The organism is Leptonema illini DSM 21528 (assembly GCF_000243335.1).
Lineage (GTDB): Bacteria > Spirochaetota > Leptospiria > Leptospirales > Leptonemataceae > Leptonema > Leptonema illini.
The window spans coordinates 1,047,718-1,064,825 of the sequence record NZ_JH597773.1; the positions used below are offsets into that span (position 1 = coordinate 1,047,718).

15 protein-coding genes are annotated in these 17,108 nt (G+C 54.8%); 5 read left to right on the forward strand and 10 right to left on the reverse strand.

The genetic code is table 11. The features are described from left to right. Positions 1-116: 116 nt before the first annotated feature. Together LEPIL_RS04755 and LEPIL_RS04760 are read right to left on the reverse strand one after the other, a co-directional pair. On the reverse strand, positions 117-3,134 hold the full coding sequence (locus LEPIL_RS04755; RefSeq protein WP_002770498.1) for an SbcC/MukB-like Walker B domain-containing protein: 3,018 nt from the start codon (positions 3,132-3,134) through the stop codon (positions 117-119). Beyond that, the gene (locus LEPIL_RS04760) at positions 3,131-4,276 is read right to left on the reverse strand and encodes an exonuclease SbcCD subunit D (protein ID WP_002770500.1); all 1,146 of its coding nucleotides are present in this window, start codon (positions 4,274-4,276) and stop codon (positions 3,131-3,133) included. Before LEPIL_RS04760 ends, LEPIL_RS04755 begins: the two co-directional genes overlap by 4 nt. 184 nt (positions 4,277-4,460) lie before the next feature. On the opposite strand from LEPIL_RS04760, the gene LEPIL_RS04765 reads away from it, so the two are divergent. Then, complete coding sequence (locus LEPIL_RS04765) at positions 4,461-5,543, forward strand: endonuclease/exonuclease/phosphatase family protein (RefSeq protein ID WP_002770502.1); 1,083 nt, start codon at positions 4,461-4,463, stop codon at positions 5,541-5,543. Between the two features lie 5 nt (positions 5,544-5,548). Here the strand turns inward: LEPIL_RS04765 and LEPIL_RS04770 are convergent, their stop codons facing one another. From LEPIL_RS04770 to LEPIL_RS04790, 5 genes are all read right to left on the reverse strand, one after another. Beyond that, positions 5,549-5,947 carry an acyl-CoA thioesterase gene (locus LEPIL_RS04770; RefSeq protein WP_002770503.1) on the reverse strand — a complete coding sequence of 133 codons (399 nt, stop codon included), beginning with the start codon at positions 5,945-5,947 and terminating at the stop codon, positions 5,549-5,551. 96 nt (positions 5,948-6,043) lie between these two features. Beyond that, on the reverse strand, positions 6,044-7,096 hold the full coding sequence (locus tag LEPIL_RS04775) for an extracellular solute-binding protein (RefSeq protein WP_211208612.1): 1,053 nt from the start codon (positions 7,094-7,096) through the stop codon (positions 6,044-6,046). 84 nt (positions 7,097-7,180) lie between these two features. Further along, positions 7,181-7,966, reverse strand: a complete 786-nt coding sequence (locus tag LEPIL_RS04780; RefSeq protein WP_002770507.1) for an ABC transporter permease — start codon at positions 7,964-7,966, stop codon at positions 7,181-7,183. Then, positions 7,956-8,798, reverse strand: coding sequence for an ABC transporter permease (locus LEPIL_RS04785; RefSeq protein ID WP_002770509.1), 843 nt, complete (start codon positions 8,796-8,798; stop codon positions 7,956-7,958). Before LEPIL_RS04785 ends, LEPIL_RS04780 begins: the two co-directional genes overlap by 11 nt. After that, on the reverse strand, positions 8,785-10,014 hold the full coding sequence (locus LEPIL_RS04790; RefSeq protein WP_211208613.1) for an ABC transporter ATP-binding protein: 1,230 nt from the start codon (positions 10,012-10,014) through the stop codon (positions 8,785-8,787). Before LEPIL_RS04790 ends, LEPIL_RS04785 begins: the two co-directional genes overlap by 14 nt. A gap of 132 nt (positions 10,015-10,146) precedes the next feature. On the opposite strand from LEPIL_RS04790, the gene LEPIL_RS04795 reads away from it, so the two are divergent. Then, positions 10,147-10,554 (forward strand): DUF2452 domain-containing protein, encoded by a 408-nt coding sequence (locus LEPIL_RS04795; RefSeq protein ID WP_002770513.1) that lies wholly within the window; start codon positions 10,147-10,149, stop codon positions 10,552-10,554. Here LEPIL_RS04795 and LEPIL_RS04800 read toward each other — a convergent pair. Together LEPIL_RS04800 and LEPIL_RS04805 are read right to left on the reverse strand one after the other, a co-directional pair. Beyond that, complete coding sequence (locus LEPIL_RS04800; RefSeq protein WP_002770515.1) at positions 10,551-11,024, reverse strand: MarR family winged helix-turn-helix transcriptional regulator; 474 nt, start codon at positions 11,022-11,024, stop codon at positions 10,551-10,553. The genes LEPIL_RS04795 and LEPIL_RS04800 overlap by 4 nt on opposite strands. Next, a complete protein-coding gene (locus LEPIL_RS04805; protein ID WP_002770518.1) occupies positions 11,024-11,704 on the reverse strand; it encodes an MgtC/SapB family protein in 681 nt (226 codons plus the stop codon). Before LEPIL_RS04805 ends, LEPIL_RS04800 begins: the two co-directional genes overlap by 1 nt. Before the next feature lie 145 nt (positions 11,705-11,849). On the opposite strand from LEPIL_RS04805, the gene LEPIL_RS04810 reads away from it, so the two are divergent. Together LEPIL_RS04810 and LEPIL_RS04815 are read left to right on the forward strand one after the other, a co-directional pair. Beyond that, entirely contained in the window at positions 11,850-12,917 is a 1,068-nt protein-coding gene (locus tag LEPIL_RS04810; protein ID WP_002770520.1) for a helix-turn-helix transcriptional regulator, read from the forward strand. A 100-nt stretch (positions 12,918-13,017) separates the two neighbouring features. Further along, positions 13,018-13,773, forward strand: a complete 756-nt coding sequence (locus tag LEPIL_RS04815; RefSeq protein ID WP_002770522.1) for a hypothetical protein — start codon at positions 13,018-13,020, stop codon at positions 13,771-13,773. An 8-nt stretch (positions 13,774-13,781) separates the two neighbouring features. On the opposite strand, the gene LEPIL_RS21635 is transcribed toward LEPIL_RS04815, so the two are convergent. After that, positions 13,782-16,163 carry an ATP-binding protein gene (locus tag LEPIL_RS21635; RefSeq protein ID WP_002770526.1) on the reverse strand — a complete coding sequence of 794 codons (2,382 nt, stop codon included), beginning with the start codon at positions 16,161-16,163 and terminating at the stop codon, positions 13,782-13,784. Between the two features lie 54 nt (positions 16,164-16,217). Here LEPIL_RS21635 and LEPIL_RS04825 point away from each other — a divergent pair, with 54 nt between their 5' ends. Continuing rightward, positions 16,218-17,057 carry a YdcF family protein gene (locus tag LEPIL_RS04825; protein WP_002770528.1) on the forward strand — a complete coding sequence of 280 codons (840 nt, stop codon included), beginning with the start codon at positions 16,218-16,220 and terminating at the stop codon, positions 17,055-17,057. Positions 17,058-17,108: the final 51 nt, after the last annotated feature.

The following is a 17,108-nucleotide window of genomic DNA, read 5'->3' on the forward strand; positions in this document are numbered from 1 at the left end:
TCATTTTCAGCAAGTCAAATTTTGGAGCCTGTCCTAAAACCGCCTCTTCAAGGTCAGGCTGCTCCGCGCAATCGCCCATCCCCGTTTAACCGGATTCCCGGAACTGTAAAGCTGCGTTACAGATGCCAGCGCAGTCGGCTGCCCGTCGGCCCTGGCAGGACTTCGATACGGGCCTCCACCTGCTGGCGTATCTCTTCGACGTGCGAGATGACTCCGACAAGACGTCCGCCTTCTTGAAGCTGCTTCAAAGTCGAAAGCGCAAGATCAAGGGCTTCAGGATCAAGAGATCCGAAGCCTTCATCGATGAGAATCGTATCAAGTCGGATGCCGCCCGTGCGCGACTGGACGACCGAAGAAAGGGCAAGCGCCAGAGCAAGCGAGGCGAGAAAGCTCTCTCCACCCGAAAGCGAAGAGACGGGACGCAGCTTACCCGTGCGATGATCGTACACAACGAGATCAAGTCCGAACGTCTGTCGCAGGTCGTCGCTTTCCTGCGATCTGCGCAGTGAATAGCGTCCCTGTGTCATACGACGCAGGCGCTCCGAGGCGTTACCCAGAACCTCTTCCAGTCGATAGGCAAGCACATAACGCTGCAATGTGATCCTTCTACCCGATGCGCCCGATGCGGCATCGGCTAACCCTTTCCAGAGCTCTCTTCGTCTGCGCAGGCTTTCCTGATCGCGATCGAGTTCGCGCACCGCTTCGATGGCGCGTAGCAGATTCATCTGCCGTTCGACAAAGGCCCCTTTCTCAGTATGCAGACGACTCTGGCTTTCCTGTAGCCTTTGATTCTCTTCTTTGAGGATGCCCAGGTCGGGGCGTTCTTTCTGTGCTGTCTTCTCTGCAAGCTCGCTGAAGCGAGACTCCAGGCCCTGACGCTGCGCGTCGTACCGTCTGATCTTCTGCTTGAGTAATTCTCTTTCTTCGACTGGCATGGCCGCAGCAAGAAACTGCTCTTCACTCTGCCAGCCTGATTCTTCAAGCAGAGAACGAAAGGCATGACGCTGTTTCTCAAGCGCTATCGATTCTTCGGCATGACGCTCCTGAAGCGAACGCAGCGTGGCCGAAGTAGATGCCTCTTCGCGTACGGCCCTTTCATAGTCGCTTTGCAGTTGAGTCAGTCGCTTCTGATCGGATTGCTCATCTGCAAGAAGACGCTCCAGTTCTTTCGTGATGTTACTGATGCCATCTTTTCTCTCTGCTCCCTCAATACTGCCAACAGAACGAAACAGCTGCTCTCGCCCGGCAACGGAGGCAGAGAGCTTGCTCAACTCTTCAGAAAGCAGAAGCTGCATCTCGCGCAGACGCTCCGTCTCGCTTTCAAGAGATTTTTGCGAAGCGAGCAGAGCGTTACGTTCCGCCTGGATCTGCGCTTCCCGGCGCTCCGCATCGATGGCCAGGCGCAGATGTTCCTGTCTTTCTTTAACTTCGACCCGACGCTCGTCTTCACTCGCCAGGGCCAACGGACCGAGTTCTGCCTTCAACTCGGCAATACGTTCCTGAAGCAGCTGCACCTCTTTTTGATCGGCATGCTTTTTGCGCGAACATGCGTCATGCTCGGCACGCAGGGCGTCAAAACGCTCACGAAGCGTCAGAAGCGAATCATCGTCATGAGCGGCCGATGGCACGGCCGGAGCCGGATGGTGCTCGGAGCCGCAGACCGGACAGGGCTCGCCCGGAACAAGACTGCCGGCAAGCACGGCTGCCTGCGCTTTCTTCTGCTCTTCTTCAAGAGCGTGAATCGAACGCGCCGTTTCGTCAAGGGCTGTTTTTAAAGCGGCCTCTTTTGATGCAGCCAGTTCGGCCTCAAGCGCCTCCAGTCTCTGGCGAGATTGTTCGAAGGACGCATGCAACCGCATCAATCGTTCCCAGTCGACGAGCGCCTGCTCGCGAAGAGGCCGTGACGCTGCAGGCGCACGCAATTCGGCTAACTCTCCGTCGATGCGCTCCAGGGCCTGGCGACCCGCCTCTCGTTTTGCGATCGCTCCTTCAAGCGTGCGCTTGATCGTCTCGATCTGTTCTGTCGCTTCACGAAGACGGCGCCGTTCGCCCTCGAAGCGCTCCCATTCAGGCAGGATGCGTTGCAGCTCTTCGATGCGGCGGCGGCGATTCTCGCGATCGGGCGCAGCGTCGGCCATGCGTCGGTTCTCTTCCTGTAACGTCTGAAGGCGATTCACAAGGCCTTCGCGCTCGGCACCTATCTTTTTCAGCTGCTCACTCTGAGAGAACAGGCTTCGCTCCATCTCCTGAATGCGCTCAAACGCAGGCTGCAACCTGACGGCCTTCTCGGCCTCCTGAAGTCGTGCATCATCGCGATTGCGATGTATTTCATCAGATCTGCAGCGCTCAAGCTGCTCGGCCACCGAATCATATTCGAGAAAGATCTGATGCAGGGCTTCGGCCGATGTCAGCCTGAGATTCAGCTCTTTCTGTCTGACGGCAAGCTGAGATTCTTCCTGTTGCAGGCGCTCCAGCTCGGCGGCAAGGATCGGCTCGCGGGCCTCAAGCTCTTCAAGCGAAGTGGCGCCCTGCCCCGTTAACAGAGTCGTGCGCGAGCTCTCGATGGCCGTATAACGGGCATTCTCACTCTGTGCCTGCTCTTTTAAGAAAGCTGTGATCTGTTCGTAGCGGTCCGTGCCAAAAAGCGTTTTCAGAATCGCTTCTTTATCTTTACTGCTTGCAAGTAAGAAACGCGAGAACTGCCCCTGAGGAAGCATGACGACCTGCCGGAACTGCTCGACGTCAAACCCAAGAAGGGACTTGATATGATCCGAAAAATCCTTGCGTTCGACGATGATCTCGTAGCCGCCGTCCTTCCATTCTTCCAGCTTCGGAACTACGTTTCCTCCTTTCGTCATACGACGCTCTGCGCGAAAGCGGCGTTCGCCCAGCGTGAACTCAAAGACGACCGAGGTCAGCGTCTTATCGTCGGCATGATGCGACCTGTAAGTATCGCGCATGCCCGTGCTGCGTCCGTACAGCGCGAAACACATAGCGTCAAGCAGCGAGGTCTTGCCCGATCCCGTCGGACCATGAATGAGAAAGAAGTTGCGGCCTTTCAGTTCGCCGAAATCGACGATCTGTTCATGGACATAGGGCCCGAAGGCCGTCATCTTCAAAACAAGAGGTCTCATGCATCCTCGCTTTGCGACAGTCGGTCGAACGCCGCGACAAGAAGGCCGTTCTGTTCTTCGTCGATCTGCTCGCCCATCGTGTATTCGTAGAACGATCGGAACAACTCGATGTCGCTCATGCGCTCTTCCTGGATTAGAGGCAGATCTTGCGATCCCACAGAGGTCTGCGCCCAGCGCAGATTCATAAAATTCGGATAACGCTTTCGCAGATGAACGTCGGCGTCGGGCTCGGGAACGCTTTCTGTAAATCGAAAGAAGATATAGTCCCCGGTGTTCACACCTTCGGGAATACGCTCGCGCAGATCGAAGTAGCTGCCTTCAAGCACATGAAGCTCGCGACGAGGCGAAAAGGGAAGCGCATCGATCGTTACGGCGCCGGCACCGTCGATCGTAACCAGCGACGCCGATTTCTGCTGCCCCGCCTCGGACTCTGAATAACGCAGAAGTGAGCCCGAATACCGAATGCGGTCGCCGATGCTCTGCGGCCGATGCAGGTGGCCGAGCGCCACATAATCGAAGTCATAGAAGAGACTGGCATCCATGATGCCGGTGGCGCCGATCTCGCGCTCCGATTCGGTGGGGGCGGCGCCGACGACGGCAAGGTGTGCGATCAGGACGTTGCGCTCTTTCTTGCGAAAGCCGCGACGTATGTGATCCAGAAGCGCTCCCATGGCGGCTCCATACAGCACGGGCTCTCTGCCCGGCGCTACCCTGTCGAGATAGGCCTCGATCGCCCCCGATTCAACAAAAGGAAGCGGATGAAAGGCGACTGTTCCGTGTTCGTCTTTCAATCGCAAAGGCGATCCGATACGCGAAAGATCCCCCACCATGAGCAGCCCCGACTCTTCAAGCAGGCGTGAGGCAAAACCGATGCGATCGGCGCTATCGTGATTTCCCGAGATCACAAGCACGCGCTTCTTTAGATCAAGCACAAGCCGGTTGATGACGTCGTTCATGAGTCGGATGGATTCGGCGGGCGGATTGGCGATGTCATAAAGATCGCCGGCAAGCACGATGAGATCGGGCTTCGTATCGGCGGCCATGCGGGTAAACTGTTCAAGCACATAGGCCTGATCTTCAAGCAGATGAAAGCCATACAGGCGACGGCCAAGATGCCAGTCCGATGAATGCAGTATTCTCATGGTTCTTCTCTATGAAATTGCCGAGGGATTAGCGAACGGTTGCAAAATCTGCCGTGCCAACGCGCTCTCTGCGACTGTAGCTCGCCATCGGGACAGAACCTGTAAATTCACGCGCGGGCGAAACGATTTTTTTGTTTCCGTTTACGGTAACGTGAATAGGTTCGGCACCAGCTGAGGCAATTTCATGAAACGTATCGCTCTGTCCATCATCAGTTTTTTACTGATCCTTTTCGCCGGCCTGTACACGTGGGCCCGACTCACGACGCTGCATCCGGCTGAGACGCAGGAAGAGACGGTCAGCTGCGCCGCTGACGCTCCGCAGTGGGACGGTCGGCCGCTCAAGGTGATGAGCTGGAACGTGCAGTATATGGCCGGCAAATCCTACGTCTTCTTCTATGATCTGCCCGATGGATCGGGCCCCGATGAACGGCCTTCTCACGAAGAAATCGAGAAAACGACGCTCGAAGTCGCTCGCATCATCAACGACGAAAGGCCCGACGTTATCCTTCTGCAAGAGCTCGACGATGGCGCCTCGAAGACCGACTATCGCGATCAGCTTGCCGATGTGCTCGGTCTTCTTACAGACAGGTATCCCTGTCATGCCTCGGCCTTCTATATGAAGTCGACCTTTACGCCGCATCCTCACATTCGCGGAGCTACGGGTATGAAGCTGTCGACGATCAGCCGCTATCAGATGAGCAAGGCGATCCGGCATCAGCTGCCGACGATTCCCGATAACTTCGTCGTGAAGCTTTTTAACTTTAAGCGTGCCGTGCTCGAGGTTCGTATTCCGACCACCGGCAAAGAAGCGAAAAAAGAAGCGGCCTTCCTCAATACGCATACGGACGCCTTCGCCCAGGGGACGACGACGATGCAGGATCAGATCGATCGCATTCATGGCATCCTTTCAGATCTGAAGGCACAGGGTATTCCGTTTGTCATCGGCGGCGATTTCAACCTGCTGCCGCCGGATTTCGCGCGTACCGAACTGCATGCAAGCGTGCAGGTGTATTATAACGACGAAACGGAGATCGCTCCGCTGTTCAAAGATTTTGCGCCAGGCGCCACCATCGAACAGTTAACGGGAAAAGACAGGGCGAAGTACTTTACGGCTTACCCGAATAACCCCATCGCCTCGGGGCCGGATCGTACGATCGACTATCTTTTCTATGACGGTTTCAAGATGAACCGTTATTATGTGCGCCAGCATGACACGCTGAAAATCTCGGATCATCTGCCGCTTGTGGGCGAGTTCGCTCTGCCCTGACAGCCCTACGCCTGCTCGGCGGCTAACTTCAGTATGTCGGGAGGAAGGCGTCTCGGACGGCCTTCGTGGCTGATGCACAGATGCCACGTATGGCCCGTAACGAGCACTTCCTCGCCGCGCATCACCCTGTAATCGACGCGAAAGCGTCCGCCTTCGACGACGGCGATTCGGCCGCGGATCTCGATGCGATCATCATAAAGAGCGGATTTGAAATACTCGCAATGCGCCTCGATTACGGGAAAGCGCAGTCCGGATGCCTCGATCTCCCTGTAGCTGCGGCCCGAGCTGCGAATAAGTTCGTTGCGCAAGCGCTCGAAATACACGAAGTAGTTCGCATAATAAACGACCGACATCTGATCGGTATCGGCATAGGGTACGGTATAAGGCAGGATAACTTCTTTCATAACGATGGCGGCAGCTGATGTCGATGGATAGATAAAAGGCCCGTCTTCCCGACGGTTGTCTTTCCGACTTTTAGACAGGCCTTTCGTTAAAGTTGATTATCGGGCGAGCTTGATCTCTTCCCAGATCTTGTTATGCACCTGAACAGCGTCGCCGATATCTTCAAGCACGGTGGCTCGCTTCAGCTCCTCAATCGGATACAGATCGGGGATGGACTTCAGCTTGCGGGCCTCGACGTTGATCGACGGCATATTGAAATGCTCGACGATTTTAACATACACTTCCGGGCGCATGATGAAGTTCATGAAGCGATGGGCCGCTTCGACGTTCTTTGCGTCTTTCAGAAGAACCATGCTGTCGATGGCCATCATGGCGCCTTTTTCAGGAATGAAGTAGACGAAGTGCTTCTTCTGTTCGTCTGACAGTTCGGAGTTGATATTCTCTGCGTACCCGTGAGCGACCCAGTATTCTTCAGAGGCGAAGGCCTTGCCGAAGCCTTCGGAATCAAAACGCAGGATGTTCTTCTTCCAGGCAAGGGCCTCTTCTTTCGCCTTCCTCAGAGCCTCCGGATCTGTCGAGCCCTGATCGTAGCCGTGAATCAGCAGCGCAGACGAGATGATCTCACGCATGTCGTCAAGTAACGTCATGCGATTCTTATACTTCTCCATTTTGAAGATGTCGAAGCTGCGCGGAAAATCTTTCACATACTTCGTGTTCACGGCGATGCCGACGGCGCCCATCGCATACGGAACGGCATAGTCGTGCTGCGGATCGAAGGTCATCTTTGCCAGAAAATCGGGATCAAGATGCTTCATATTGTCGAGCTTCGAGCGATCGACCTTCTGTAACATGCCCTCGCCGATCATGATCTTTGCATAGTCCGACGACGGGAAGGCGATATCATAGCCGCCGCCGCCGGCCTTGATCTTCGCGTACATCTCTTCGTTCGAAGAATAGACGTCATAGACGACGTCGATGCCCGTCTCTTTCTCGAATTCGGCGATGACCTCGTCGGGCATATACTCGGACCAGTTATATACGTAGAGCTTCTTATTCGCCTCGCCCTTAGAGCAGCCGACGGAGAGAAGCAGAATCGCTGATAGCGAAAGCAGGATGCGAAATCCCTGCTTGCGGAAAGTTTCTCGAATCACGGAATCACCTCTTTTGTTGTCCGATTTTTCAAACATCTTCTCACATGAAGACGACCGTTTGCTTTCGGGTATCTGCCCGGCATGTCATGCCTTCTGTCGACCGATCATGTATTTCTGCATGTTCTTGCTCATCAGAGTGAGAAGTACCGTGACGGCAATCATAATTACCGAAAGGGCATTGATTACGGGAGAGACACCGAAACGTAGCATGGAGTAGATATGCAGCGGCAGCGTCGAAGATCCGGGGCCCGATACAAAGAAGGTGATGACGAAATCGTCAAGCGAAAGGGTCATCGACATGAGAAATCCGCTGATAATGCCCGGCAGCAGCATCGGAATAATCACGCGGCGAAGCGTATAGAACTCGCCCGCACCCAGATCTCGCGACGCTTCAATGACGGAGTCGTCGAATTCTTCGAGACGTGCCAGCAGTATAAACAGAACAAAAGGGACGCTGAACGTCGTATGCGCTATGAAAATCGTCTGCAGGCCGAGGTTGAAGTGCACGGCGGCGAAAAAAATCAAGAGCGAAACGCCCATGATGATGTCGGGGATAATAAGCGGCAGATAGGTGACGAACTTCAGATAACGACGTCCGCGAAAGTCATACCAGTGCAGCGCGACGGCGCCGGCCGTTCCGAGGGCGCAGGCCAGCGTCGACGAGGCGACCGCGATAAGCACGCTGAAGCCGAAGGCGCGCCACAGCATATCGGAATTCATGAAAAGCTCTTCGTACCAGCGAAACGAGAAGGCCTGCCAGATCATCGTCTTCGCCTCGTTGAACGAGAAGAGCATCATCAGAACCAGCGGCAGATAGAAGAACAGCATCGTCAGCCCGAAGACGACGGGCGAAAGCCTTTTACGCTCCATGTTCGTCCTCCCGCGCCGAATAGCGCATGAAAAGAACGATACCGACGGCGGTTACGGCCATAAGCACGACTGAGATCGCCGAGGCCATAGGCCAGTTTCGCGTTACCGTCAGCTCCCGCGCAATGACGTTGCCCAGCATCATCGAATCCTTTCCGCCGACGAGCTGCGGTACGGCATACGAGCCCATCGCCGGAATAAACGTAAAAAGCAGAGCGGTCATCAGCCCCGGCCGGATGCCGGGAACAAAGACCTTCCACATCGCCTGAAACTTGGACGCTCCAAGATCACGGGCCGCCTCAAGCAGAGAGAAATCGAATTTCTCGATAGAGGCGTAAAGAGGCAGGATGGCATACGGAAGATATGTATAGACGGTGATCAGGACGACGGCGCCGACGTTATACAGCATCTGCACGGGTTCGGTCAGACCAAAAACCTCCATCAAACCGCGATTCACAAAACCGTTATTGCCGAGCAGAGCGATGAAGGCATAGACGCGAATCAGAAAGTTCGTCCAGAACGGTATGATAATGAGCATGAGCAGCAGATTGCGCCGTCGCGATCGAGCGATAAAATACGCCGTCGGCAGAGCGAGCACGATGGCGATAATCGAAACGGCGACCGAGATATAGAAGGTAATCCAGAGCACGTGAAGAAAGTTCGGATCAATAAAATTACGATACGCCTCGAACGAGAGATTCCACTTCACGCCGCCGTAGGTGCCGCGCTCAAGAAAGCTGTAAAGCACGACGATGGCCGAAGGAACGGCGAAGAAGATCGTTATCCATAAAAGAAGGGGCGAGGCGTAAAGCAGCCCGCGATTACGATCCTGCATGCTCGACCTCCACAAGGTAGGCATCTTCGCAGTTCCAGAAAAGAAATACCTTTTCCTTCCATTTGATGAGCTCATTTGATTCGACGTACTCGACATGCTGCCTGTACACACGGATGCGGTTCTGCGTCTGAATCAGCGACATGCCCTCTTCAAGCAGCTCTTCATCATGCATTCCGTCACCGGCCGTCTCTTCCTCTTCGGATGATTCCGTGTCATCGCTTCGCCGCACCTCGCTATCGGGGCGCCCACCTGAAGCGGCGCTGACGGCGACAAAGAAGCGGGTCTGGAAGCCCGAGTAGATCAGATCTTCAACCGTACCTTCGAGAACGTTATGATTCGGATTCACAAGCTCCGGACGACTGCGCGAGATGCGCACCTTTTCGGGGCGCAGGGTGATCGTGACGCGATCGCCGGGAAGGCACGGTTTATCCATCTGAAACACGATCGAACCGAAAAGATCGCTCTGCATAACGCCCGTCGGTACCGATCCCTGCGTCTTGACCTCTTTCACCGTCCCTTCGATCAGATTCGTCTCACCGATGAAATCGGCGACAAAGGCAGTAGCCGGGCTTTCGTAAATCTCTGCCGGCGTACCGATCTGAAGAATGCGCCCTTCGTCCATGACGGCGATGCGATCCGAGACGGAAAGAGCCTCCTGTTGATCATGCGTGATAAAAATGAATGTGATGCCCACCTGATCGTGGATGGCGTCGAGCTCCATCAGCATGTGATGCCGCAGTTTCGCGTCGAGAGCGCTTAACGGCTCGTCGAGAAGAAGCACTTCCGGATGATTGACAAGAGCACGTGCGATGGCGACACGCTGCTTCTGCCCGCCCGAAATCTGATGCGGACGTCTGTCGCGCTGCCGTTCCAGCTTTACCATCGCCAGATGACGCATCACCTCTTCTTCGATCTGCTCTTTCGGAAGCTTTTTTACACGAAGAGGAAAGGCGACGTTCTCGAAAACGGTCAGGTGCGGGAAGAGCGCATAGCTCTGAAAGATCGTGTTAACGTTGCGCCGGTTCGGCGGCATGCCATTGATGCGCTGGTTGCCGAGCAGAATCTCGCCTTTATCGGGTTCGACAAAGCCTGCAATAAGGCGCAGCAGAGTCGTCTTTCCGCAGCCCGACGGGCCAAGAATCGAGAAGAACTCGCCCGGCTGAATCTCCAGATTTATACCATCAAGAATCTTCTCGCCATCAAAGCTTTTTTCCACTCCGGAGATACGAACCGAACTACCTTTCAATGCATTGCCTCACCTGACCTGCTTTCTCTCCAGGCGGACACAGGGCAATCCCATTTTAGAGGATTTGCTTGCAAGGAGGACTGCAGAAACGACAGAGGAAGCATGCACAATAAGAACGAGCCCGTCATCGAAAACCGGCGCAGCCTGAGTGTGCCGTCCCGCACGCTTGATCCTCCGATCAGGCTGGTGGACCGGGCTCGCGAGATCGAACTCGCCGACAGCTCGCTTCGCAGCCATACCGAAGGAAAGCTCGATCTGATTCTCAAACAGATTCGCTCGCTACAGGAAGAGGCTCGCAGCATCCTCGAAAAGGCCGAGCGGGACGCCGCCCTGCATCGCGTGAAATGCAGCTTCGAGAAACGTATCGGCCAGACGATCTACCTCTACGAAAAAGAAGAAGGCCGGTATTTTTCTCTTCTCTCGCCGGAGGACTGGAACGGAAGCCCGCCGCATACCTTTATCGGCGCCTACTCTCTCAATGGCGATCAGAGTTTTACGGAGGTCCGTTAACCGATCTCTGCGCGACGATGATCGCCTTTCTCGTCGATGGCCTCAAAGATCACTCGCAGCTCGCGAAGCATACCGAGCAGTATCGCCTGCTTCTCTTGCGGGAACGGCGAGAGAAGAGCGCCAAAATGTGACAGCACACGCCCGGGCAGCACATCGGCAAGATTGCGGCCCGCCTCGGTAAGAACGACGCGACTGATCCGCTGATCGGCCGCATCAACCTCTCTATGAACCCACCCGTCGCGCTCCATGCGGGCCAGCATACGCGATACGGTGGGCGCATCCTGAAGGGTAACGGCGGCGATCTCGCTCTGACTCAGGCGATCCTTTCCCCAGAGGGTAACAAGCGCCTGCCACTGCTCGGGAGTGAGCGAGTATTCGCCCAGACAGCGGAGCAGCTCCCGGCGAAACAGAAGCGAAAGACGGTAGAGATTGAATCCGATCTGCTCGTCGAGTACGATGCGCTTTTCCATTAGAATTCCCTGTTCTCAAAACCGATTTTGACGACGTCTTTCAGCTTGCCGAGTTCTCTGGTTAACGTTTCGATACGCACTTCACGCGGGAGGCCGATGAGCATACGCACATGCGTTTCTTTCTTCTGCAAAGAGCGTACGAGATCGACATCTGACGTTTCGATGCCATGCGCTGCAAGAATGGCGTTCAGGTCGTCGATATCGAAACGTGCGCTTTTCAATGACAGCAGAAGAAGCTTCTGACGATCCCCGGAAAAGAAACGCTTCTCGACCCAATCAAGGATGATGAGAGTAAATAGAGCGGCCAGCGTTGTGAGCACCGAGATCACGTACATGCCCGCGCCGACGGAAAGCCCGATGGCCGCGACGATCCAGATGGAGGCGGCGGTGTTCAATCCCTTAACGTTCAACCCCTGCCGCATGATAACGCCGGCGCCCAAGAAGCCGACGCCTGAAACGACCTGAGCGGCGATACGGGTGAGGTCGCCGTTTTCGCCGCCCAGCATATTCGGCACATGGACGCTTACCAGCATGAACAGCGTAGCGCCGACGCTGATCAGCACATGTGTTCGAATGCCAGCCGGCTTCCTTTTGTATTCCCGGTTCAGGCCGACGGCAGCACCGAGTAGCAGACTGAGAGCGAGTTTCGCTGCAGCAATGTAATGGGGGATTGGATCCATACTGCATAAATACGCATGATTCTCGGGCCGTCAAGAAATGCCACAGACCTGAAAAAAAGCGCGAACAGAATACAGGATGTTTGCAGAGATGGCATGCCGGTTAAAATGAGGAGCGGTTTTCGCAAGTACTATCCGGAATCTGTCAATGACGGCTTTTTTTCTTATACCGCTCTCGGCTTTTCTGGCCGATCTGCTTTTAATCATCGTACTGCGCAGGCGAAGAGATACCTTCGGTCGTGCGTTTCTGTTGCTGGCCATTTTTCTTGCCGGCGCAAACCTGTTGCTTGTATTCCAGCTCATATCTGCCGACGAGAAAACGGCCGGCTTGCTCTTTCACGCGATGCGGCATGCGCTGTTCCCTGTACCGGTAATCCTGCTCGCCCTGTCCGTACTTCTTTCGGGTCGAAAGCTGTCTTCGCCGGTGCTGCTTTTCCCGCTCGGCCTGCTTTTCATTTTTCTCGTGCTGATCAATCTCGCCTTTTTCAGCGGAAGCTCCATTCTTGTCGCGGGCATGAAACGGCATACGTTCGGATTCTTCCCCGTTCTCAATACACCGGGCTTACTGCTGCTCAGCACCCTTTTCGGGGCTTGCTTTCTACTCTCGATGAGCGTTCTTCTGCAACCGAAAGAGGCCTCTGTCGTCGACCATCCCCTGAAGAGACGTCTGCCTGTTCTGTTTTTCCTGTGGTGGGTCGGATTTTCGTTGAACCTCATCCCATTGAGCGGGCAGGCCTTTCCGCCGGTGGGCATGGCTGTCGACGCCCTGATCTGCATTCTCTTCGCCTCTCATCTGATCAGCAGCGACGACCGCTTGTTTCGCACCTCTGAAATGCTCGGAGCTCTCTCTGCCAGCGCTCTGGGCGGAACGCTTGTCCTGTTGCTGCTTCCCGAGCAGCCGGGATCCGTGCAGACGGCCACTGTTATGATTGCCTGCGCCCTCTCGGCGCTGCTCTGGACGCGCATCATTCAATCCTCGCCGAAGCCATCCGGTGATTTCTCTTCTACCGCTCTCACCAAACAGGAGAATCGCATCTGCGAGTTGATCAATGAAGGCTACAGCCGGAAGCAGATCGCCTTCTTTCTTGGAGTTACGGAAGGAACACTGCGAAACCATCTGATGAACATTTACGCGAAACTGCTCGAAGGCGATGATGGACGCGATCGCTTTCAGAGGCTCACCGTCTTAATTAAGAAGGCTTCGGGCAAAACATGACGGGCGTCATGCCCCTTCGACGGATTCATGACGCCGCGCCGATGGACAGTTTTATCCGCGCGATGCATACTCTCTGTAAATCCCTTCACAGGAGAGAAGTATGTATCACTTCGCTGTTCAGATTCCGGCCTTCACACAGGCCTTCATTCTTGCGTCCGTTGTAGCTATCGTCGCTCTGTTGCACCTTTCCCTTCGACGTCTCGTCGGAGCACAGCCGTTTCTATGGAAGGCGACGGGCATGCTCTGCCTCTATCTACTTCTCATCGCCGGCCTGTCGGTGATCGGCGTTTTTGAGGATTTCAGTTTGCCGCCTCGTATTATCGCTGGAGCGTTCTTGACCATCGTCGTTCTAATCCTGATCTCGATCTACTTCAGACAGAGCATGCACCGAATGACGACGGAACGCCATGAAACCGGCATCAAGAATTTTACGCTCTCAGGGTTAACGATGGTACAGGTCTGGCGTATTCTTCCCGAGACGATCATTCTGCTGCTTATTCAAAACGGCATAATGCCCGAAGTGATGACCTTTACGGGTCGTAATTTTGATATCTTTGCGCCGTTAACAGCGCCTTTAATGGCGATGATGATTCGCCGGGAATCGCCGGCAAGGATCAAGATCCTGCTCGTCTGGAACGTAATCTGTTCGCTTATCTTGATCGTTACCGTCACGCACGGGGTGCTTGCGACGCCCACACCTCTGCGTATAATATTCTCAGAGATTCCTAACGCCGCAATCGGATCGTTCCCCGCCACGATGCTACCGGTCTTTATGGTGCCGCTCGCCTTCGTAATTCACGGATGGAGCATTCGCATCTGCCTGAATCGCCTGACATCGATCAAAGAACATTTGTGAGATGGCTTCTAATTCAGATTGCGGTAGAGCACTTCTTTCAGTTCTGACGGTCGGAACGGCTTGGCAAGATAATCGTCCATTCCGACCTCAAGGCAGCGCTCTCTATCGCCCTTCATCGCATCGGCCGTAAGGGCGATGATGCATCGGTGGCCGCCGCTCTGCGCCTCCCTGTTACGTATGGCGATCGTCGCCGTATAGCCGTCCATGACGGGCATGTGCACGTCCATCAATACGACGGCATAATCCGTCTGCTCAAGCCTGTCGAGAGCCTCGCTACCGTCGGTGGCCTCATCCACCTCGAAGCCCATCGATTTCAACTGTCGTCGCAGGATCTCTCTATTCAGCGGATCGTCTTCGACGATCAGAGCTCTTGTTCCGGGATCTGCGCGAAACGCTTCGGATAACGAACTCGATTCGGACGATTTTACGGAAGGCGTGCCCGGCAGAGGTATCTCGACGATAAACGTCGTTCCCTTACCTATCTCGCTATGAACACGGATGCCGCCGCCCATCAGCTCGACCAGCTTCTTCGCAATCGACAGACCGAGTCCCGATCCAGGATAACGACGATGCGTGCTCTGATCGATCTGATAAAAGCGGTCGAAGATACGCGGAAGCGCTTCGCCGCTCATTCCTATTCCCGTATCACGAACGGTAAAGCGAATCAGGTCGTCGAAGGCCGGTTGCACGCGCAGCTCGATCTCGCCATGCTCGGTGAACTTCAGAGCATTGCTGAGCAGATTGAGAAGAATCTGACGCAGTCGCCCGCCATCGCCGAAAACGGTCGTCGGAACGACGGGATCTATCTTCCAGAGGCATTGAACGCCTTTCTGCTCGGCTCTAACCTGCAGCGGTCGCATCATTCGCTCGATCAATTCCGCCAGAACGAAGGGCTTTGTATCAAGCGTCAGCATGTCCGACTCGATTCGCGAGAAATCCAGGATATCGTCGAGCACCTCGAGCAATTCAAGAGCAGACTCTCGAATATTCTTCACGTCTCCCTGAACGGACGAAGATAAAGACGACGAATCGGTTACCTGCTCGGCGAGAACAAGATCGGCAAGACCGACGATACCGTGGATGGGAGTGCGGATCTCATGACTCATCGTAGCGAGGAAAGCCGATTTTGCTCGATCGGCCTTTTCGGCCTCTTCTTTCGCGAAAAGCAGGGCCTGCTGAAACTGATGCCTGTCGGTTACGTCACGATTGGAGATTCGACGGCCGAGGAAGCGACCGTCCGGAGCGAATACGGGACGGCAGACATGCTCCATCCAGCGCAGCTCGCCGTCTTTATGAATAATACGAAACTCCGAACGATGAAAGGACTCAAGATGCGTCAGGTTACCGCCATGGTACTCGCCGAGATGCTTGATAAATGCCGGACGATCCTCGACATGTACGATCCGCTCTATCAGACCGGGATCTTTCATGAATTCTTCGGATCGATACCCCGATAACGACTCGCACGAAGGCGACATGTACACGATATTGCGGTCGGGATCGATCCAGTATTCCCAGTCTCCCGTATAATTCGACATGGTACGGAATTTTTCTTCGCTGCTCTGCCTTCGGTTATACTCGCGAAGAAAAACCGAAACAAGAGAGGTAAGAATCAGACCGGCCGGAATGGCCCACCAGTAAAGAAACGATCTATGCGTCATTACATAGTCCGGCGTGCCGCGCACATCGATGCGGTAGGAGCGCCCCGCCTCGTTAAAGAAAAACGTATGGCTTAACGCCGGAGAAGGATCAATCATGAGAACCGACGGTACCTCAACGGCATCAGGACTCCATGAGATAACCTGCTGATGCCCGGGAGTCGCCGAAACGTCGAACCACTCTACGGGTAACGGCTGGATCTGACGTTTTACCGTCTCGTCCAGAAGAGCTGCGATCTCGATGATAACAACGACGATGCCGGTCGCCTGTTTGAGCTGCGTGTACACGGGTACGGCCAGGATCAGCGTATCGTTCTTCGGAGGAGAAGCGACCATCTTCCCGCTTCGCAGTGCATTCGCAAGAAGGTCTCTCGGAATGCCGCCCGTCGGAGCATGGCGCTCTTCGCTATACAGTATCCTGACACCGCCTTCGAGATTCGCAGAAACGAAGTAGAATCCGTGAATGCCTGGCCTGCTCTCGATAGCGGGACGCGTAAACGCCGCGAACTCAGCCTCATTCACAGAAGCGGATGACTCGAAAAGGCGGCGTACGGCGTCCGCCTCCTGAAAGTAATCTTTATAGCCATTCGCAAGCCGACTGGCCTGATTCTCAGCAGCCGGGCGAAAGCGAGCCTCCAGGCCGGTATTCTCAAGGCTACGGCCCAGAAAGAAGGCGGCAGCCGTCGCGAGCAGACCGGAAAGCCAGATCGTCAGCAGTTGAGAACGATGCATAGATAGCCTTTAATTTTTCGATGCCACCGTAAGGGCATGCCTTTTTCGTGACTCATGTTCTTCCTGGTTTCTAAAGTCGCCTCTCTTTTTCTTTTGCCGTATCCCTTTTTTTATTTCTGCGGTCTGTTCGGATTGCTTGCCTATCGACGACGCATTCCTGGACGGAAACCCGGCTGGCCTGTTCTGCTCTATCTTGGATTCGGCCTTATGTCGACGGATATCTTTTCGAATTATACGCTTCGCCTGCTTGAGGACCGGTTCCCGCGACGCTCCGTCGCCGAAGTCGCCCCGGCAGACGCAGTCTTCGTTCTCGGAGCAATCAGTAATCCGCTTGCAAGCGTCGATGAGACTCCTCAGTTCACCGACGGCGTGGACCGCCTGCTTGCCGCTATGGATCTTTTCAAGGCAGGCAAGGTAAGGTATATTATTCTCACAGGAAGATCCTCGATGATTGATCATAAAGGCAACGCCGAATCGGAGGATCTGAAGAACTACCTGATTCAGCGCGGATTCCCCGCCGACCGTATTCTCATCGATGCTGAATCGCGTAACACGGCCGAGAATTTCCTGTATGGTCTCAAACTCGGGAAAGAGCACAATCTTCGCAGCTACTATCTGGTCACATCGGCCTTTCATATGTACAGAAGCGTGCTGACTTACGATAGAGTGAAGGCCGAGCATTATGCCGATCTATCGATTGAGATGACACCGTTTCCGGTCGACTACCGATCCGATCGCATTCCCTCGGGCATAGAGCAATACTTTCCGGCCGCTCATCCCGTTTACAAATCCTCCCTTTCTCTCAAAGAGTTCATGGGAATGCTGGTGGAGGCAGCGAAGGGGCATACAAGTTTTGATCGCCTCGTTTCGGATTTCAAGACCGTGGACTTCTGATTGGCGCAGTTTCACGAAGCGGAATTAAAGGCCTGACCGTAACCGTCCGTC